The sequence below is a fragment of the Cupriavidus sp. OV096 genome (assembly GCF_900115455.1).
In the GTDB taxonomy this organism is placed as follows: Bacteria; Pseudomonadota; Gammaproteobacteria; order Burkholderiales; family Burkholderiaceae; genus Cupriavidus.
Window position 1 is genome coordinate 235,488 of record NZ_FOWM01000001.1, and the last position, 19,063, is coordinate 254,550.

The 19,063-nt window shown below is 65.1% G+C and carries 18 protein-coding genes; 2 read left to right on the plus strand and 16 right to left on the minus strand.

Going from position 1 to position 19,063, the window contains the following annotated elements; genetic code table 11:
* Nucleotides 1-80: 80 nt before the first annotated feature.
* The 11 genes from hflX to ndk all read right to left on the minus strand — a co-directional run bounded on the left by hflX (nucleotide 81) and on the right by ndk (nucleotide 11,728).
* The gene (gene hflX, locus BM115_RS01115; protein WP_092289680.1) at nucleotides 81-1,340 is read right to left on the minus strand and encodes a GTPase HflX; all 1,260 of its coding nucleotides are present in this window, start codon (nucleotides 1,338-1,340) and stop codon (nucleotides 81-83) included.
* Nucleotides 1,341-1,504: 164 nt separating this feature from the next.
* Nucleotides 1,505-1,744 carry an RNA chaperone Hfq gene (gene hfq, locus BM115_RS01120; protein ID WP_092289682.1) on the minus strand — a complete coding sequence of 80 codons (240 nt, stop codon included), beginning with the start codon at nucleotides 1,742-1,744 and terminating at the stop codon, nucleotides 1,505-1,507.
* A gap of 210 nt (nucleotides 1,745-1,954) precedes the next feature.
* Nucleotides 1,955-3,298 (minus strand): ribosome biogenesis GTPase Der, encoded by a 1,344-nt coding sequence (gene der / locus BM115_RS01125; protein ID WP_092289684.1) that lies wholly within the window; start codon nucleotides 3,296-3,298, stop codon nucleotides 1,955-1,957.
* A 244-nt stretch (nucleotides 3,299-3,542) separates the two neighbouring features.
* Nucleotides 3,543-4,730: an outer membrane protein assembly factor BamB gene (gene bamB / locus BM115_RS01130; protein WP_092289686.1), complete on the minus strand. Its 1,188-nt coding sequence runs from the start codon at nucleotides 4,728-4,730 to the stop codon at nucleotides 3,543-3,545.
* 35 nt (nucleotides 4,731-4,765) lie between these two features.
* Entirely contained in the window at nucleotides 4,766-5,398 is a 633-nt protein-coding gene (locus BM115_RS01135; RefSeq protein ID WP_092289688.1) for a YfgM family protein, read from the minus strand.
* A gap of 92 nt (nucleotides 5,399-5,490) precedes the next feature.
* Nucleotides 5,491-6,852, minus strand: coding sequence for a histidine--tRNA ligase (hisS, locus tag BM115_RS01140; RefSeq protein ID WP_092289690.1), 1,362 nt, complete (start codon nucleotides 6,850-6,852; stop codon nucleotides 5,491-5,493).
* Between the two features lie 51 nt (nucleotides 6,853-6,903).
* Nucleotides 6,904-8,196: a flavodoxin-dependent (E)-4-hydroxy-3-methylbut-2-enyl-diphosphate synthase gene (ispG, locus tag BM115_RS01145; RefSeq protein ID WP_092289692.1), complete on the minus strand. Its 1,293-nt coding sequence runs from the start codon at nucleotides 8,194-8,196 to the stop codon at nucleotides 6,904-6,906.
* 45 nt (nucleotides 8,197-8,241) lie between these two features.
* Nucleotides 8,242-9,330, minus strand: a complete 1,089-nt coding sequence (locus BM115_RS01150; RefSeq protein WP_092289694.1) for a RodZ domain-containing protein — start codon at nucleotides 9,328-9,330, stop codon at nucleotides 8,242-8,244.
* A complete protein-coding gene (gene pilW, locus BM115_RS01155; RefSeq protein ID WP_092289696.1) occupies nucleotides 9,323-10,102 on the minus strand; it encodes a type IV pilus biogenesis/stability protein PilW in 780 nt (259 codons plus the stop codon). The genes BM115_RS01150 and pilW overlap by 8 nt, the downstream gene beginning before the upstream one ends.
* Nucleotides 10,099-11,253: a dual-specificity RNA methyltransferase RlmN gene (gene rlmN, locus BM115_RS01160; RefSeq protein ID WP_092289698.1), complete on the minus strand. Its 1,155-nt coding sequence runs from the start codon at nucleotides 11,251-11,253 to the stop codon at nucleotides 10,099-10,101. The genes pilW and rlmN overlap by 4 nt, the downstream gene beginning before the upstream one ends.
* Before the next feature lie 49 nt (nucleotides 11,254-11,302).
* Nucleotides 11,303-11,728 carry a nucleoside-diphosphate kinase gene (gene ndk, locus BM115_RS01165; RefSeq protein WP_092289700.1) on the minus strand — a complete coding sequence of 142 codons (426 nt, stop codon included), beginning with the start codon at nucleotides 11,726-11,728 and terminating at the stop codon, nucleotides 11,303-11,305.
* 340 nt (nucleotides 11,729-12,068) lie between these two features.
* Between ndk and BM115_RS01170 the strand changes: the two genes are divergently transcribed.
* Nucleotides 12,069-12,770: a Bax inhibitor-1/YccA family protein gene (locus tag BM115_RS01170; protein WP_092289702.1), complete on the plus strand. Its 702-nt coding sequence runs from the start codon at nucleotides 12,069-12,071 to the stop codon at nucleotides 12,768-12,770.
* 84 nt (nucleotides 12,771-12,854) lie between these two features.
* On the opposite strand, the gene rlmD is transcribed toward BM115_RS01170, so the two are convergent.
* Nucleotides 12,855-14,183, minus strand: a complete 1,329-nt coding sequence (rlmD, locus tag BM115_RS01175) for a 23S rRNA (uracil(1939)-C(5))-methyltransferase RlmD (protein WP_092290831.1) — start codon at nucleotides 14,181-14,183, stop codon at nucleotides 12,855-12,857.
* A gap of 168 nt (nucleotides 14,184-14,351) precedes the next feature.
* On the opposite strand from rlmD, the gene BM115_RS01180 reads away from it, so the two are divergent.
* Nucleotides 14,352-15,206 carry an endonuclease/exonuclease/phosphatase family protein gene (locus BM115_RS01180; protein WP_092289704.1) on the plus strand — a complete coding sequence of 285 codons (855 nt, stop codon included), beginning with the start codon at nucleotides 14,352-14,354 and terminating at the stop codon, nucleotides 15,204-15,206.
* On the opposite strand, the gene BM115_RS01185 is transcribed toward BM115_RS01180, so the two are convergent.
* From BM115_RS01185 to BM115_RS01200, 4 genes are read right to left on the minus strand one after another with little or no spacing between them, the layout of a single operon-like run.
* Nucleotides 15,203-16,045 carry a 3'-5' exonuclease gene (locus BM115_RS01185; protein ID WP_092289706.1) on the minus strand — a complete coding sequence of 281 codons (843 nt, stop codon included), beginning with the start codon at nucleotides 16,043-16,045 and terminating at the stop codon, nucleotides 15,203-15,205. The genes BM115_RS01180 and BM115_RS01185 overlap by 4 nt on opposite strands.
* The gene (gene rpoS, locus BM115_RS01190) at nucleotides 16,042-17,217 is read right to left on the minus strand and encodes an RNA polymerase sigma factor RpoS (RefSeq protein WP_092289708.1); all 1,176 of its coding nucleotides are present in this window, start codon (nucleotides 17,215-17,217) and stop codon (nucleotides 16,042-16,044) included. Before rpoS ends, BM115_RS01185 begins: the two co-directional genes overlap by 4 nt.
* A gap of 6 nt (nucleotides 17,218-17,223) precedes the next feature.
* Nucleotides 17,224-18,105, minus strand: a complete 882-nt coding sequence (locus tag BM115_RS01195) for a peptidoglycan DD-metalloendopeptidase family protein (protein WP_092289709.1) — start codon at nucleotides 18,103-18,105, stop codon at nucleotides 17,224-17,226.
* Nucleotides 18,106-18,113: 8 nt separating this feature from the next.
* Entirely contained in the window at nucleotides 18,114-19,019 is a 906-nt protein-coding gene (locus BM115_RS01200) for a protein-L-isoaspartate(D-aspartate) O-methyltransferase (RefSeq protein ID WP_092289711.1), read from the minus strand.
* Nucleotides 19,020-19,063: the final 44 nt, after the last annotated feature.

Genomic DNA, 19,063 nt, shown 5'->3' on the forward strand with positions numbered 1-19,063 from the left:
CTAGCAGTCATCTTGATCACTTTTGCTCAAAATCCCCAATCGGGTGGCGAATCTCGCTGAACAACAATGAGATTGCCTGCTTAATTCGCGCGCGGAGGGTCCGAATCGGGGTCATCTGGGGCATCTGGGCCCTCCCGGCCGTCCGGTTCGAACATGGCGTCGTCGGCCAGCCCCGGCACCTCGGCCAGGCGCGGGTCGTACGGCGCCGGCGCATCGGGTTGCTCCGCCAGCCAGCGCGCCACATCGACGATGGCCTCGCGCAGCACGTCGAGCCCCACGCCCTCGCGGGCGGACAGGAACACGCGCTTCGGCACGCCATCCTCGTCGCGCTCCACGCGCGGGCCCTGCTCAAGCAGTTCGGGCGCGGCGTCGATCTTGTTCATCACGACGATCTGCGGGATATCCGACGCGTTGATCTCGGCCAGCACGCGGTTGACCTGCTCGATCTGCTCATGCCGCACCGGGCTGGAGGCATCCACCACGTGGAGCAGCAGGTCGGCGTGCACGGTCTCGTCCAGCGTGGCGCGGAACGCCGCCACCAACTGCGTCGGCAGGTCGCGGATGAACCCGACCGTATCCGACAGCACGACATTACCCAGGCCCTCCAGGAACAGACGGCGCGACGTCGTATCGAGCGTGGCGAACAGCTGGTCGGCGGCATAGGCGCGCGCCTTGGTCAGCGCGTTGAACAGCGTGGACTTGCCCGCGTTGGTATAACCCACCAGCGAGATGCTGAGTGTGTCGTTACGCGCGCGGGCACGGCGCTGCGTATGGTGCTGGCGCTGGAGCCGCGACAGGTCGGCTTTGAGCCGCTTGGCGCGCTCATCGAGCATCCGGCGGTCCAGTTCGATCTGGCGCTCGCCGGGGCCGCCGCGCATGCCGATACCGCCCTTCTGCCGCTCCAGGTGGCTCCATGCGCGAACCAGGCGCGACGCCTGGTACTGGACCTGGGCGAGCTCCACCTGCACCTTGCCGACGTGGCTTTGCGCACGCTGGCCGAAGATGTCGAGGATCAGGCCAGTACGGTCGATGACATGCCGGTTCAGGAATCGCTCCAGATTCCGCTGCTGGGCGGGACTGAGCGCGTGGTTGAACACGACGATGTCGGCGTCGAGCGCGTCGGCCGCTTCCTTGAGTTCCTCCGCCTTGCCGGAGCCGATGAACAGCGCGGGGTCGGGACGCGAGCGCTTGCCCGTCAGCGTATGCACCGGCAGCGAGCCGGCCGTGGAGGTCAGCAGCGCCAGTTCGGACAGGCTTTCCTGGAAATCATGCTTGCCGAAATCCACGCCCACCAGGATGGCGCGAGACGGATCGGTATTGGAGGTAGCTCTGGGTTGCAAGCGGGAGGACGCGAAGCGCCTGAAGGAGAAACGGTTGTTAATACAATGGCCGGCTGCGGCAACGTGCCGCGGCGGATGGCACCATCCGCGTGGGACGGTACTGAAGAGGGAAGGCACGGTGCTGCGGCCGCATCGCAATGCGGCCGGCAGCGAGAGAGGAAGTATCAGCCCTCGGGGGAGTCATCCACGCGGAAGTTGACCGCGCGCGCAGGCACGACGGTGGAAATCGCATGCTTATAGACCATCTGCGTCACGGTGTTACGCAGCAGGACGACGTACTGGTCGAACGATTCGATGTTGCCTTGCAGCTTGATGCCATTGACGAGGTAGATGGAAACCGGCACGTGCTCTTTGCGCAGCGCGTTCAGGAACGGGTCTTGTAGCAATTGCCCTTTGTTGCTCATGGCACACTCCAAAATTATAGATTTAGTGATGGATGATGGGGACAAAAGTCCCCGGTTCAAGTCAGTTGGCGCAAAACCGCGCCAGAAAAAAGATCAAAACGGTACCAGGCTGGCATCAACGTGCAGGGCTTCCCCTGCTACCGTGAATTTAGCCTCAGTTCCAAACGAACGCAAACGAAACTTGGCCGCGAAGAAAGGCACCATTGCGCCTCATTCCTTCGAGTCGGCGTACGGGTTTTTGTTCGTACGAAATTCGATGCGCAGCGGTGTGCCCTTGAGTTTGAACGCTGTCCGGAAGCGGTTTTCCAGATAGCGACGATAGGTCTCGGCCACACCTTGCAGCGCGTTGCCGTGCACCACGATGATCGGCGGATTCGAGCCGCCCTGGTGCGCGTAGCGCAGCTTGGGGCGCGACGCGCCCACCCGCCTGGGCTGCTGGAACTCCACCGCTTCGGCCAGCACACGGGTCAGCTGCGGCGTGGGCAGCTTGACCATCGCGGCGGCGTACGCCTCATCCACGGAGCGCAGCAGCGCGCCGATGCCGGTGCGTTCGCGCGCGGATACGAAGTGGAAATTCGCGAAGCTCAGGAATTGCAGCTTGCGCTCCAGGTCGTGCTTGATGCGGTCACGCGCGTGGCCGTCCAGTCCGTCCCACTTGTTCACGCCCACCACCAGCGCCCGGCCGGATTCGACGATGAAGCCGGCGATGTGCGCGTCCTGCTCGGAAATGTCCTGCTGGGCGTCGAGTAGCAGGACGACCACGTTGGCGTCGGCAATCGACTGCAGCGTCTTGACCACCGAGAACTTCTCGATCGCCTCGAACACCTTGCCGCGCTTGCGCAGGCCAGCCGTGTCGATCAGCGTGTACGGCTTGCCGCCCCGCTCGAATTCCACATAGATCGCGTCACGCGTGGTGCCCGGCATGTCGAACGCGATCACGCGCTCCTCGCCGATCAGCGTGTTGACCATCGTGGACTTGCCCACGTTCGGGCGCCCCACGATCGCGATCTTCACGCCGCGATGGCTCTCATCCGTCTGCTCGGCGAGCTCCGGACGCTCCTGCACGGCCATCTCCAGCGCCTCGTCCACGAGTTCGCTCACGCCGTCGCCGTGCGTGGACGAGATCGCATAGGGGTCGCCCATGCCGAGTTCGTAGAAGTCCGCGGCTACCGAGGTGTACTTCATGCCCTCGGCCTTGTTCACGGCCAGCATGATGCGACGACCGGTCTTGCGCAGGTAGTCGGCGATCACACGGTCCTGCGGCGCCAGGCCCAGGCGGCCGTCGACCAGGAAGATGACCACGTCGGCCTCGACCACGGCCTGGCGCGTCTGCTTGGCCATCTCGGCCACGATGCCGTCCTTGGCCACGGGTTCGAAACCACCCGTGTCGATAACGATGAACGGACGCTCGCCGATGCGGCCTTCGCCGTAGTGGCGGTCACGCGTGAGACCCGGCAGGTCGGCCACAAGGGCGTCCCGGGAGCGGGTCATGCGATTGAATAGCGTCGACTTGCCCACATTCGGGCGTCCGACGAGTGCGATAACTGGTTTCATGCAATAAACGGAAACGGGGGGCGGCATATGCCGTCCCCCGGCAACTCCGGAGTCATGTTGATCCGACAACCATCGCACGGATTACCGCGCGGCTGGCCGTATTCCCTGAAATGGGGCTTCCTGTCGGGCGCGGAACCGGGGCGAATCGCCACCTTCCGCAGTTGCTGGCACGACCAGGGATCATGCTACCGGATTGGCGCCGGCCGTGCGACAGGGGCACGGCCAGGCTTGCGTGCGCTGGCGATCAGTTCGGTACGAAACCGAAGATATCACCGTCGCGGGTCTGTACGACCAGCGTCTGGCCGGCCACGACCGGCGCTGCGCTGACGGCGCTGCCGTCGGTCTTCATGCGGGCCACGATCTGCCCGTCTTCACGGGACAGGAAGTGGACAAAGCCCTCGAAATCGCCCACCACCACCGAGCGGCCGAGCGCGATCGGCGCGCCCAGGCTGCGATAGCGGAGCTGGTCGTTCTTCCAGCGCTCGTTGCCGTTGGAACGGTCGAACGCGAAGAGGGTCGAGGTTTCGTCGCTGGCGAACAGTGACGTTTCATCCTGGGCCAGCCCGGTCGGCGAGGAGAAATCCTTGCCCCACTGCGGCTGGCCGTTGGCCAGTTCCAGGCACGACACACGGCCCTGGAAGGTCGTGGCGCACACCTGGCGGCCATTGACGGCCGGTACGCCGGTCACGTCGTTGAGCCGTTCGATCTCGGACACGCCCTTCGGATACGACACCGTGCTTTCCCAGCGCAGCACGCCGTTGCCGGGTGCCAGCACGCCGAGCTTGCCGCCCGGGAAGCCCATGACGATGCCGTCGCCAGCATAGACCATGCCCATGGCGGCGCGCAGGTTCAGCGGGGTCTGCGAGCGCTGGTAGATCCACCGGCGGTCGCCGGTCTGGGCGTCGAGGCCGATCACACGCGTATCGGTCGTGCGCACGACCACGAGGCCGTTGCCGACCAGCGGCGCCGACAGCACCTCGCCGTTGACCTGCTTCTTCCAGATCTGCTTCCCGCTGGTGTCGAAGGCGTAGATCGCGCCCTTCTCGCCGGCCACAGCCGTCACCGAGCCGTCCGAGCCGGGGCCCGAGGTCAGGTCGAGGTCGGTCTTGGCCTTCCAGAGCGTACGCCCCGAATTGCCTTCCAGCGCCAGCACGGTGCCGCCCTTGGACGACACGTATACATTATTACCAGCCGCCACCGGGGCCATCACGTACGGGCCGCTCTTGCCCACGTCGGCCTTCCAGGCCTGCTTGACGGACAGCGTGGCCGAAATCGGCTTCAGCTCGGTGGGCGGATGCTTGTTTTCCTTGCCGAACAGCGAGCAGCCGGCCAGCGCGCTCACGCAGGCGCCGGCGACTACCACGCGGGCGACACGGCGAGACACCACGGGAGACAGAGAACGGATGGCGGCGGCGCGGAGCAATGACGTCATAGGGATACGATCCTAAGGATTATTCGATGTGCCGCTCAGGCCGTGCCCAGCGCGTCGAGCTTGAACTGGATGATCTGGCGCATACCACCTTCATCGGCGCTCAGCTTCTCCAGCGCTTGGCGGTAAGCAGTGCGAGCGTCGTCGCGCTTGTCCTGCGCGGCCAGCAGGTCGCCCCGGCGGTCAGCGAACAGTGCCTCGAACTGGGCGGGCGGCGTGTCCTTCAGCAGCGCGAGGCCCTGGTCGTACGCCTTCTCGTCGAGCAGCACGCCGGCCAGACGCACGCGCGCCAGCGGCGCGTACTCGTCGCCACCATGATCCACGGCCCACTGCAGCTGCGTCTTGGCGCCGGCCAGATCGCCCGCATCGTACAGCACCTTGGCCGCCACGAGCGCGCTCATCGGACCATAGGCCGTACGGCCGAACTTGTCCTCGAGGTCGGTGGCGGCGCGCTTCACGCGGTCCGCGTCGCGGGCCTCGGCAGCCTTGGTGACCTGCTCGTACAGCAGCGCGGCATCGCGCGCCTGCACGCGCTGCCAGTAGTTCCAGCCACTCCAGGCCGCGAAACCGAGCAGCGCGGCAATCACGATCCACGTGATGATGTTGCCGTACTGGTTCCACCAGGCCTTCAGGCTCTCAAGCTGTTCCTGTTCTTCTAGATCGTAAGCCATGTCTCGCAAGCCATGTCGCGGCAGTTACCCGCAAAGGTTGATAAGTCCGGCCGTCCCCCGGGATCGGCCAGGCTGGATACCGCTGAATTCGCTTATTGTTCGTCTTCCGCGTCGTCCGCGGTGTCAGACTCTGTCGCGTTGATCATCGCGTCGATGATGTGGTCCACCACCGCTTCGGCCGCAACGCTTGCCTGCGGGCCGCCGTCACCAGCGCTGCCGCCACGCAGCTGCTTGACCTGCATCACGCCGGCCGCCACTTCGTCGTCGCCAATAATAACGGCAAAGGATGCGCCACTTGCGTCGGCGCGCTTCATCTGCGACTTGAAGCTGCCGCTCTTGCCATCCGGCGTGGCATGCACCACCACGTCCAGGCCGGCGTCGCGCAACCGCTCGGCGACGATCATGGCCTGCTGGCCGGCCGCCTCACCCTGGTGGACCAGATAGACATCGCAACCTGGCGCTTCCGGCGCGAGCTTCTCTTCGCGCATCAGTTCGATGATCCGCTCGATGCCCATCGCCCAGCCGCAGGCCGGTGCGGGCTTGCCGCCCATCTGCTGGATCAGCGGATCGTAGCGACCGCCGCCGGCAATGGTGCCCTGCGCGCCGAGCTTGTCCGTGATCCACTCGAACACGGTCAGGTTGTAGTAATCGAGCCCGCGCACGAGGCGCGGATTGATCTTGAACGGAATATTGTTGGCCAGCAGCAGGCGCTGCACGCCCTCGAAGTGGGCCAGCGATTCCTCGCCCAGGAAGTCGATCAGCTTGGGCGCGTTGGCGGCCATTTCCTGGAGCGCCGGATTCTTCGTGTCCAGCACGCGCAGCGGATTCGTGTAGAGGCGGCGCTTGCTGTCCTCGTCGAGGATGTCCTGGAAGCCCTCGAGGTACTTGATCAGTTCCTCACGGTGGGCCGCGCGCTCATGCGCCTGACCCAGCGAATTGAGTTCCAGCCGCACGTTGACCAGGCCCAGGTCGTCCCACAGGCGCTGGCACATGAGGATGATCTCGGCGTCCACGTCGGGGCCGGCAAAGCCAAGTGCCTCGGCGCCAAGCTGGTGGAACTGGCGATAGCGGCCGCGCTGCGGACGCTCATGGCGGAACATCGGACCGGTGTACCAGAGGCGCTTCGGGCCGTCATAGAGCAGGTTGTGCTCGATGGTCGCGCGCACCGCCGCCGCCGTGCCTTCCGGGCGCAGCGTCAGGTGCTCGCCGTTCAGCGCATCGGTGAAGGAATACATCTCCTTCTCGACGATGTCCGTCACCTCGCCAATGCCACGGACGAACAGCTGCGTATGCTCGACGATCGGCGTGCGGATCTGCTGGTAGCCGTAGGCACGCAGCATGCTGCGTGCGGCATTCTCGAACATTTCCCACAGCGGGGCGTCGGCGGGCAGCATGTCGTTCATGCCCTTCACGCCCTGCAGTGCCTTGGCGGCCTTCGTCTTCTCTTCGCTCATATCCGTTTCGTTACCTGCGGTGTTGCCTGCTTCGCTGCGATGCAGCCGGGTTCAGGCCACCGATTCTTGTACTTGCTGCGTGGCGCCGGGACCGTAGTGCGTGCGCACGTACTCGTCCACGATCGCCTGGAATTCCTCGGCGATGCGTTCGCCGCGCAGCGTCTTCACCTTGACGCCATCGACGAACACTGGCGCCGCCGGCGACTCGCCCGAGCCCGGCAGCGAGATGCCGATATTGGCATGCTTGCTCTCGCCGGGGCCGTTCACGATGCAGCCCATCACGGCCACATCCATTTCCTCGACGCCCGGATACGCGGTCTTCCACGTCGGCATCTGCTCGCGCAGATACGACTGGATGCTGGACGCGAGTTCCTGGAACGTGGTGCTCGTGGTGCGACCGCAACCCGGGCAGGCAATCACCATCGGCGTGAAATTGCGCAGCCCCATGGTCTGCAGGATTTCCTGCGCCACGTAGACTTCCTTCTCGCGCGCCGCGCCCGGTTCCGGGGTCAGCGAAATGCGGATGGTGTCGCCAATGCCTTCCTGCATCAGCACCGACAGCGCGGCCGTCGAGGCCACGATGCCCTTGCTGCCCATGCCGGCTTCGGTCAGGCCCAGGTGCAGCGCGTACTCGCAGCGGCGGGCCAGCTCGCGGTACACCGCGATCAGCTCCTGCACCTGCGAGACCTTGCACGACAGGATGATCTGGCTACCCGGCAGGCCGATTTCCTCGGCCTTCTGCGCGGACTCGATCGCCGACGTGATCAGCGCCTCGACCATCACGCTCTGCGCGCCCCAGGGCACGGCACGGGCGGCGTTCTCGTCCATGATGCGGGCGAGCAGGTCCTGGTCCAGGCTGCCCCAGTTCACGCCGATGCGCACCGGCTTCTCATAGCGGCACGCCAGCTCGATCATCTCGGCGAACTGCCGGTCGCGCTTGGCGCCCTTGCCGACGTTGCCGGGGTTGATCCGGTACTTCGACAACGCCTGTGCGCACTCGGGATAATCGTGCAGCAGCGTATGGCCGTTGTAGTGGAAGTCGCCGACCAGCGGCACGTCCACACCCATGCGGTCCAACTGTTCGCGGATGGCCGGCACGGCGGCGGCGGCCTCGGGCGTATTCACCGTGATGCGGACGATCTCGGACCCGGCGCGCGCCAGTTCCTTGACCTGGATCGCGGTACCGATGGCATCAACCGTATCCGTGTTCGTCATCGACTGCACACGGACCGGTGCGCCACCACCCACGGTGACGATATTGTCGCCCCACACTACACGCGCCTGGCGCGATTGCCGGCGCGGCAACGAACCCGGCAGGACCGGCTGGGAAGCCTTCTCGTTCATAGCGTTACCACCTTGTTGCATCGCTTGATGCGCCACCCGACTGCATCACTGCAGCGTCAGGCGCGCCACATTATTTCGGTTGGCTGACTGGAAATCGACGGGCGCGCCATTGCGCGTGATCGATTCCACACCCTTCACATTACCCAGGATCATCTTGTACGGGCCGCCCGCGCCGCTGCCGGCAGCGGTATCGCCGGCCTTGGCGGTGCCGCCCAGGATGATCTTGCCGGTGCGGTCACGCACCTCGTACCAGGTGTCCGCCGAGAAGCGGATCTGGATCGTGCCGTCCGCAGCCGTGGTGGCCGTGGCCGCAGGCGTCGCCGGGACAGGCTTGGTCGTTTCCGTCACGGGCGTCGCCGTGGCGGCCGGAGCGGGCTTCGTTGCAGCGGGTGCCGACGGCGCGGCAGGGGCCGCCGAAGTGGCATCCGAAGTGCCCAATGCGCCACCCGTTGCCAGCGGCAGGCCGGCCACGGTCGTGGGCGGTGCCTCCGACGGCGCCGGGGAATCGTTACCCGCCATGACCGGCGGCAGCGCTGCGGTCACCGTACCGTCGCCATGGCTCTGCGCCGTGGTGGGGTCTTCCGTGACAACGGCGGCGGCCGGCGCTTCCGCGGCGGCTTGCTCACGCGATTCCCACCATGCACGGGCGTGGTCGAAGCCGAAATAGCCGCCGGCGCCCAGCACCACGAGCACGAAGAACAGCCACACCCAGCGGCCGCCCGCCCCGCTCGAACTCTTCGAGCCGAAGCGCTTGCGGTCGTCGAACGTCTGGTTGATCGCACCTTCGCGGCGGCGCGTGATTTCCTGCACCGGCGCGGTCTGCGCCTGGGCGTGATACTGGCCCAGCAGCGCGTCGATATCGATATGGAGCGTGCGCGCGTAGGCCCGCATCACGCCCTTGGCGAACGTTACGTCAGGCAGGCTCGCCACGTTGCCGGACTCGATGGCCGCCAGCTTGGCCGACGCCACCTTGAGCCGCGCGCTCACGTCCTCCAGCGACAGACGCTGCGTCTGGCGTGCTTCTTTCAGTTGCGCCCCGATCTCGCGGGCCACGGCCTCGCGGTCGGAGTCTGTCGCGCCACTGCCGACGTGACCCGTCGTCGCAGCTTCCAAGGCGCGCTCTTGTTCACTCATCCCAAGCTCCTCTCTCGTAGGCCGTCAGCTCGCGCGAGTCGGGAAACCGGTTGCGGAGTTGCGACAGCAGCGAATTCTGTGTCGCTGTGTCGCCCTGACGGCGTGCAATACGCGCTCCCAGCCAGAGGGATTGCGCGCTGACAAACCGGCTGTTGTTGACCTTGCCGGCATATTCCTGTGCTTGTGCGAAGTCGCCGCGCTTGTAGTTCAGCAGCGCCAGGTTCGTATTGACCGACGGATCGCTGCGATCATAGCCATACGCGGTCTGGAGGTTCTTTTCCGCCGCCACCATGTCGCCGTTGCGCAGCTCGCAAGCGCCGAGGTTGGTCAGCGGCTTGACCGGGCCGTTGGCGGACGGCGCCTGCACCGCGCGCTGGAGCGTGGCCTTGCCCTCGGCAAAACGGTTGGTCAGGCAGAGAAACCAGCCGTAGTTGTTGAGCACGTCCGGATCGTTGGCGCGCATCGAGAGCGCCGTGCGGAAGCTATCCTCCGCCAGCGCGTTCTCGTTCATGCCCATGTAGATCAGGGCGCGCACATGGTAGGCGTCCACGGAGGCCGGATCGATCGCGATGGCCTGCTTCACCTCGTCCAACGCCACCGGATACTGGCGCGCGTCAAGATATTGCGTAGCCAGTTGCAGCCGGATGGCGGCGCGGCGGCTCGCTGCGGTCTGGTCGGAGGCGGTCTTGATGTCCTGCGAAGGCGGAGGCGGCAACGTGCAGGCGGACAACATCATCAGCCCTGACAGGGCTGCGACAATCAGACGGGTCATGCAGGACGGGCCTCCCGAGATTGACCGGCGGCAACCACCGGCACCAGTGGCGTGATCTTGCCGAACTTGCCGCGCTCGGCCAGACGGGTCCGATCCATGACCTCCCCGGCCAGCTGACCACAGGCGGCGTCGATATCGTCGCCGCGGGTCTTTCGGATCGTGGTAACGATGCCCGCGTCCATCAGCACCTGGGCGAAGCGGCGGATCTGCTCGTTGTTCGAGCGCTTCAGGCCAGATTCCGGGAACGGGTTGAACGGGATCAGGTTGAACTTGCACGGCACGTCGGCCACAAGCTTCAGCAGTTCCCGCGCGTGCTCGACGCCGTCGTTGACGCCATCGAGCATGCAGTATTCGAAGGTGATGAAATCGCGCGGCGCGAACTCGAGGTAGCGGCGGCATGCCGCCATCAGTTCGGCCAGCGGGTACTTCTTGTTGAGCGGGACCAGCATGTCCCGCAGCGGGTCGTTCGACGCATGCAGCGACACCGCCAGCGCCACCGGCAGGTCTTTCGACAGGCGGTCCATCATCGGCACCACGCCGGAGGTGGACAGCGTGACGCGGCGGCGCGACAGGCCGTACGCGTGGTCGTCGAGCATCAGGCGCATGGCCGGCACCACGGCGTCGTAGTTGAGCAGCGGCTCGCCCATGCCCATCATCACCACATTGGAGATGACGCGCTCGTCTTTGGGGCCGCGGCCCAGCTGGGCACGCATGGCGAACTCGGCCATCCACAGCTGGCCGATGATCTCGCCAGTCGACAGATTGCGCGAGAAACCCTGCTTGCCGGTCGAACAGAACCGGCAGTTGACGGCGCATCCAGCCTGCGAGGACACACACAGCGTGCCGCGCGTGTCCTCGGGGATGTACACCGTCTCCACCGCGTTGCCAGCGCCCACGTCGAGCAGCCATTTGCGCGTGCCATCGGTCGACACGTTGTCGGTGATGATGGCCGGCGAGCGGATCTCGGCGCGCGTGGCGAGCTTCTCGCGCAGCGACTTGGCGAGATCCGACATGGCGTCGAACTGGCTGGCACCGAACTGGTGGATCCAGCGCTGCAATTGCCGGGCACGGAACGGCTTCTCGCCGAGCTCGCCGCAATAGGCGGTGAGCGCGTCCGCGTCGAGATCGAGCAGGTTGACGAGAGGGTTCATGACGGCAATTCCAGCTTTACTTCAGTACAGGTCGTGATGTCAGGGACAATCAGCGGCCGTAAACGTTCATACCCGGGAAGAAGAAAGCCACTTCCTGAGCTGCCGTTTCCGCGGCGTCCGAGCCGTGCACGGCGTTGGCGTCGATGCTGTCGGCGAAATCGGCGCGGATCGTGCCCTTTTCAGCCTTCTTCGGGTCCGTGGCGCCCATCAGGTCGCGATTCTTGGCAATGGCGCCTTCGCCTTCCAGGGCCTGGATCATCACCGGGCCGGAAACCATGAAGTCCACCAGGTCCTTGAAGAACGGGCGTGCCTTGTGCACGGCGTAGAACTGCTCGGCTTCACCGCGCGACAGGTGAACCATCTTGGCAGCAATGATCTTCAGGCCAGCGGCCTCGAAACGGGCGTAGATCTGGCCGATAACGTTCTTGGCCACGGCATCCGGCTTGATAATCGACAGGGTGCGTTCGATCGCCATGAAAAACTCCGAAAAATGAAGGGGTTACAAATGGATTAAACGTGCAATTCTAGCACGAGACCAAGACGGATTCGAGCGCGTGACCCGTTCGCCCCGTTGTGAGCCCTGGCGCACGATGTTGCGGCGCAATAAGTAGCGTAAAATACACTTTTTGGGTGCGCAGCCGGGGAACGGAAGGCCCAAAGTCTCGTCCAATGTTTGCGAAATCGGAAAACAACCAGGCCAATGCGTTATTGTTAAGACAAAGGCCCTTGCAAAACCGCCTACGCAATGCCACATTGACGTTGTGCCGCCCGGGTCTCACCCGGCGCCTCACCGAACATTGATGACAGGAGTCACCATGAACAACAAGCTGAACACCTACGGTTTCGGCAACAACGCGGGCGCGACCGATGTCGTCGTCCGCAATCGGGTCCTACGCAACACCTACTGGCTGCTGGCCCTCTCGATGATCCCGACCGTGCTCGGCGCGTGGATCGGCGTGGCCTCCGGCTTCACCCTGATGGCGGGCAGCCCCGGCCTCTCGATCCTGATCTTCTTCGCGGTCGCGTTCGGCTTCATGTACGGCATCGAGAAGACCAAGAACAGCAGCATGGGCGTGGTCCTGCTGCTGGCGTTCACGTTCTTCATGGGCCTGATGCTGTCGCGACTGATCAGCGCGACGCTGTCGTTCTCGAACGGCCCGGCGCTGATCATGTACGCGTTCGGCGGCACGGCGGCCGTGTTTGCCACGATGGCGTCCGTCGCCACGGTCAGCAAGCGCGATTTCTCCGGCATGAGCAAGTTCCTGTTCGTCGGCGTGATCTTGCTGATCCTGGCCAGCGTGGCCAACATCTGGCTGCAGATGCCCGCGCTGATGATCACCGTGTCCGTGATCGCGATCGGCATCTTCTCCGCGTACATCCTGTTTGACGTGCAGCGCATCGTGAACGGCGGCGAGACGAACTACATCACCGCCACGCTCGCGATCTACCTCGACGTCTACAACGTGTTCGCGAACCTGCTGGCGCTGCTCGGCATCTTCGGCGGCAGCCGCGACTGACGCACGACCCGCAACGTTGTTGCAAACGAAAAACCGGCCTTCGGGCCGGTTTTTTCATGCCTGCGCGATGAGCATCGCCGCCGGTCAGTCCCGCTCGAAGACCGCGATCGACTCCACGTGGGACGTGTGCGGGAACATGTTGACCACACCGGCGCCGGCCAGCCGATAGCCGGCTTCGCGCACCAGCATACCCGCGTCGCGCGCCAGCGTGGCCGGGTTGCAAGACACGTAGACGATGCGCTGCGGCAGCACGTCGCTGCCGGCCTGGTTGAGATCACCCAGCGCCTTGCAGACCGCCAGCGCACCCTCGCGGGGCGGATCGACGAGCCAGCGGTCGAAGCGGCCCAGCGCGGCGATATCCTGGGCCGTCACCTCGAACAGGTTGCGGGAGGCGAACGACGTCTTGCCAGCCAGCCCGTTGTACTCGGCATTGGCCAGCGCGCGCGTGGTTAGCACCTCGCTGCCCTCGATGCCCATCACCGATGCGCCCTGCGTGGCCAGCGGCAGCGTGAAATTGCCGATACCGCAGAACAGGTCGAGCAGCCGGTCCGTGGGCTGGGCGTCCAGCAGGCGCAGCGCGCGGCCAATCAGCACACGGTTGATCTGATGATTGACCTGCGTGAAATCGGTCGGCTTGAACGGCATGCGGATGCCGAACTCGGGCAGCGTGTACGCCAGTTCCTGATCGGCCGGATAGAACGGATAGACCGTGTCCGGGCCCTTCGGCTGGAGCCAGAACTGCACGCTGTGGCGGTCGGCGAAGGCGCGCAGCAGGTCCTTATCGGCATCGGTCAGCGGCTCAAGGATGCGCAGCACCAGCGCCGTCACTTCCTGGCCCACCGCGAGTTCGATCTGGGGCATGCGGTCGCGGATCGACAACGCCGCGACCAGCTCGCGCAGCGGCACCAGCAAGGCGGACACATGCGGCGGCAGGATCTCGCAGCGCGTCATGTCGGCCACGTAACTGCTCTTGCGCTCGTGGAAGCCCACCAGCGCCCCGCCCCTCTTCGCCACATAGCGGACGGTCAGTCGCGCACGGTAGCGATAGCCCCAGTCTGGGCCGGCAATTGGACGAAATACGACGTCCGGCCGCACCTTCGACAGATGCCAGAGATTGTCCTCCAGCACGCGCTGCTTGATGGCCAACTGGGCGCGCGCGTCCAGGTGCTGCATCGAGCAACCGCCGCACACGCCGAAATGCTGGCACCCCGGCTCCACGCGCATCACAGACGCCTGCTTCACCTCCACCAGATGGGCCTGCTCGTAGCTCCGCTTGCGGCGGAAACTGCGATAGCTGACCGTCTCGCCCGGCAGCGCACCTTCGACGAAGATCACCTTGCCCGGCGTGCCGTCTTCATTGACCAGGCGGCCGACGCCGCGCGCCTCCATGTCAAGGCTTTCGATCTTGACGATCGGGTCGGGAGACCCCGGAGTTGTGGCGGAAGCGACACTAGACTGCGTCGCCGGCTGGGCGGGTGAAGACACGGCTTGAGACACCAGTGGGACCTGACGTATTGTTTTGCGAAAGCGCGATTGTATTCCAGTCACGGCGCCAAACGGCAGCCGCAATAGAGGACGGCGATGGAACTGATTACGTGGAATATCCAATGGGGGCGCGGGGCAGACGGCAAGGTCGACCTCGCGCGGATCGTCGACACCATGCGCGGCATGGCCGACGCCGACGTGATCTGCCTGCAGGAGGTCACGCGGGGTTTCACGGACATGGCCGGCAACCCGAGCCGCGATCAGGTGGCCGAGCTGACCGCCCTGCTTCCCGGCTACCGCGTCATCTTCGCGCCGGGCGTCGACCGCACCGGGAACGATGGCAGCCATCGCCAGTTCGGCAACGTGGTCGCGACTCGGCTCGCGGTGCGGGAGGTCTTCCGCCATGCATTACCCTGGCCGGCTGATCCGGAAGTGGCGTCGATGCCACGCGTGGCGTTGGAGGTCACAGTGCAGATTGGCGCCAGGCGTCTGCGTGTGATCTCCACGCACCTGGAGTTCTATTCGAAGCTCCAACGCGAGGCCCAGGCTACCGCCCTGCGCGACTGGCATAAGGAGGCGTGCGATCACGCGCGGCGGCCCAGCAAATCGGAATCACGGCCCGGCCCGTTCACGCCGGAGCCACGGCCCGTTGAAGCGATCCTGTGCGGCGACTTCAACGCCAAGCCGGAGGATGTGGCCTACCGGACCATGCTCGAGCGCTACCCCGATGCCACGCCGAACTGGCAAGACGCGTGGATCCACACCCACCCGGGCGAGCCCCACGCGCCGACCTGCGCCCTCTATGACAAGAAGCAATGGCCGGAGCCGCCCTTCGCGTGTGATTTCGTGTTCGTGACGGAGAATTTGCTCGCCGATGTGCAACGTTGCGAGGTCAACGGCGAGACCGATGCATCGGACCACCAGCCCATCCATCTGACACTGGACGCCTAGATTTCGGGCTCTTCGTCGTCCTCGGGGCTCATCGGCTTGAGCTGGAAGGCGCGCAGGTACTGCATCCACTGCTCGCCCGGCAGCTCGGCCAGCGACTCCTGAACCAGCGACACTTCCATGTCGAACTCGCGCGGCGTCAGCCCGCCGCGCATCAACTGGAAGCGGCAGTACATCAGGTAGGTGTTGACGACGTCAGTCTCGCAATAATCGCGAATTGCGGCGAGCTGGCCTTGCTGGTAGGCCTCCCATACCTTGCTGCCGTCCATCCCCATCTTGCCGGGGAAGCCGCATAGCTTGGCCAGGTCGTCGAGCGGCGCACTGGCCCGTGGCTGGTACATCGCCAGCAGGTCCATCAGGTCCAGATGCCGCATGTGATAGCGGCTGATGTAGTTGTTCCACTTGAACTCGCGGCTGTCGTCGTCGCGGCCCTCACCCATTTCCCAGTAACGCGGCGCAGCGACCCCGTTGATCAGCCCACGATAGTGGAGCACGGGCAGGTCGAAGCCACCGCCATTCCACGACACCAGTTGCGGGCTGTAGCGCGCGATCAGTTCGTAGAACTTCTGGATCAGCGTGGCCTCACCATCCTCGAGCGTGCCGAGCGAGCCGACATGGAACACGGCGGACCCATCGCGCTGCGTGCGACGCAGCACACAGGAAATGGCAGCCACGCGCTGCAGGTGGTGCGGCATGAAGTCGGAGCCGGTCTTGTCCCGGCGGGCGGCAAACGCATGCTCGGCGACTTCGGCGTCGCTCATCGATGCGGGATGGTCATGCAAACGGCGCAGGCCGGCGACATCGGGAATCGTCTCGATGTCGAATACCAGCACAGGGGTCATAAAACGGCGTCCTTCCTGACACCTTGCGAAGCGAAATGCCGCTTGAGCTTGACCAGCGCTTCCTGCTGGATCTGGCGCACGCGCTCGCGCGTCAGACCCATTTCCTCGGCCAGCTCCTCGAGCGTAGCCGGCTCGATGTGGTTCAGGCCGAAGCGGCGCTCCACCACATAGCGATGCTTCTCCGACAGGCGGGCCAGCCAAAGCTTCATCAGGTTTTCCAACTCGCGGTGGGCCACTTCCTGGTCGGGCGCGGCGTTGTGCTCGTCGGAAAGGAAATCGAGCAGGCTGGAGCCTGGGTCGAGATCGAACGGCGTATCGAGCGAGGTGGTATGTTCATTGAGTGCCAGCACGTCCTGCACCTCGTCAGGCGTCTTTCCGAGGAGATGAGCAATGTCCTCGAGGCTGGCGTCGCGGCCATCGGTGCCACCTTTTTCAAGATGACGCTTGGCACGCAGTACTTGATTGAGTTCGCGAATCACGTGCACCGGCAACCGCACCGTGCGGGCCTGATTCATGATCGCGCGCTCGATGCTCTGGCGGATCCACCACGTGGCATAGGTGGAAAAGCGGAAACCACGGGTCGGATCGAACTTCTCGATGGCGTGCATCAAGCCGAGATTGCCTTCCTCGATCAAATCGAGCAGCGGCACGCCACGGTTCAGGTAGCCCTTGGCGATGCTGACCACGAGGCGCAGGTTTCGCTCGATCATCACCTGCCGCGCGGAGAAATCCCCGCCCTTGGCCAGCGTGGAGAAATGGAGTTCCTCCGGCGCGGACAGCAACGGCTTGATGCTGATGCGGTTCAGGTAATGCTGGACGGTGTCGGCGGCGAGTTCCGTGTGGAGCACGGTCTTGAAGTCGTCGTGCTCGGGCGCGGCCTCGGCGGCTTCTTCTTCCTCTTCCTCGTCCTCGGCTTCATCGTCGTCGCCGTCGTCGGCGGCGACGACGTCTACGCGCAGGTCGGTGGCGAGATCGGTGTCACGCAGGCCGGCACGCGAAACGGGCGTGATGGGCTCGTCGGTAGCCGGGACCATTTCGGCAGCAGGATCGTCGCCGAAGCCCTCGGCGTCCACCACGTCGGCAGATTTCGCCACACCAGCCTTTCCTTCCGGCTGCTTGGGACGACGGGTCCTGCTGACAACTCCGGATGAGACAGTTTTCTGGCGTGGCATGAAACCTCACTGTGGCGGCAGATACCGCATCGGATCGACCGGTTTTCCGTTCTTGCGAACCTCAAAGTGCAGCTTGACCCTGTCAGTATCACTGTTACCCATTTCGGCAATCTTCTGGCCCTTGCGGACCATTGACTGCTCTGCCACCAGCACCTTGTCGTTATGACCGTAGGCGGTGAGATACGTGTCGTTGTGTTTGATGATGACAAGATTCCCGTAGCCGCGCAAGGGGCCTACGTGAATCACCCTACCCTCGTCGGCAGCCAGCACGGCATCGCCTTTTTTACCAGCGATATCAATGCCTTTGTTACCTTTGTCATCAAATTTTCCGATCAGCTGACCGCTGGCGGGCCAGGACAGGCGGACGTCGCCAGCCGGGGCCGAAGCCGCCGCTGCTGCCGATGCACCGGCCGAGGGCGTGGCGGCCGGCACCGAGGCCGCTGCCGTGGTGCCGGAGGGGGTCCCGACAGGGGTGCCGACCGGGCGCGCCGCGTCAATCGGCTGCGACTGCACCGTGCCAGGCGCCACCGGCACCGTGGCGACGCCCGGGGCTACGTTAGCGTCGGCGCTCGGCGGCACAACGCGCAGCAGTTGTCCGACCTCGATCTGATTCGCATTGCCGATATTGTTCCACGACGCCACGTCGCGATACGACTGCCCGTTCTCGAGCGCGATACGGTAAAGGGTATCGCCTCGCTTGACCCGATAGTATCCAGGCGGCGCCGGCTCCACGGACGCGGCGGCCTGTCCACCTGCGGTGGAGGTACGGTCCACCACCGGGGCGGGCATGGGCGAATTGGCGCAGGCAGCCAGCAGGGCGACGAGCGCGGTGACGGTGAAACGTTGTCCCAAACGTGCGAAATGTTCCGATTTCACGATGTTGTGCATAGTTCGACTCAGATGGTGCCCGATTTTAAGGGCACAAAGAAAACGGCTTCAAGCGCGGTCCTGTGAAACCGATGACGGTTCAGGCGCTCGATCAGCAAGAGCTGCTGGGTGACGGTCTGGCCGGGGCCGCCCGGTGCGGATGCCACCACCGGGGCGATCAGCCGGCCGCCAATCGCCAGTTGCCCGAGCAGCGCCTCGGGCACGTCCATCCCGGCGGCGGCCAGGATGATGGCGGAAAACGGTGCGGCCTGCGGCAGCCCGAGCATGCCATCGCCGTAATGCAGGCGGATGTTCGGCACGCGCAGCGGACGCAGGTTCGCCTTGGCTTGTTCGTGGAGCGGACGAATCCGCTCGATGGAGAACACTTCCTGCGCGACGAGGCTCAGCACGGCAGCCTGGTAGCCGCAGCCGGTGCCGATTTCCAGCACCCGCGGGATCGGCTGGTCCGGCGTGAGGCCCTCGCGCAGCAGTTCGATCATGCGCGCCACCACCGACGGCTTGGAAATGGTCTGCTGATGGCCGATCGGCAGCGCGGCGTCCTCATAGGCTTGCGAGGCCAGCCCCGGCTCCATGAACAGATGACGTGGCACCGTGGCGATGGCGCTCAGCACGCGCTCGTCGCGGATGCCGCCGGCACGCAGCCGTGCAGCCAACGCGGTGCGGGCGCGATCGGACGCCATGCCGCCCCCGCCCGCCGTGGCCGCCGAGGCACGCGCCTCCACGGCACTGCCCGGTGGCGGCGGGGCCGCAGGCGGTGCGGACGGCTTGCGTGGCTTGACGGTCGCCGGCGCGGGCGCGGCCACATGCCGGCCGCCCACGGCGGGCAGGCCGGCCGTGCGCTTCGGCGCGGGCTTGCGTTCGACTACCGCATCGAGCGGCAGCGGAAAGCGGGATCGGCGCGGCGTGGTGCTCATCGGCGCGATACCGGAATCGAAGACTGGAGGGCCGACGCGAACGA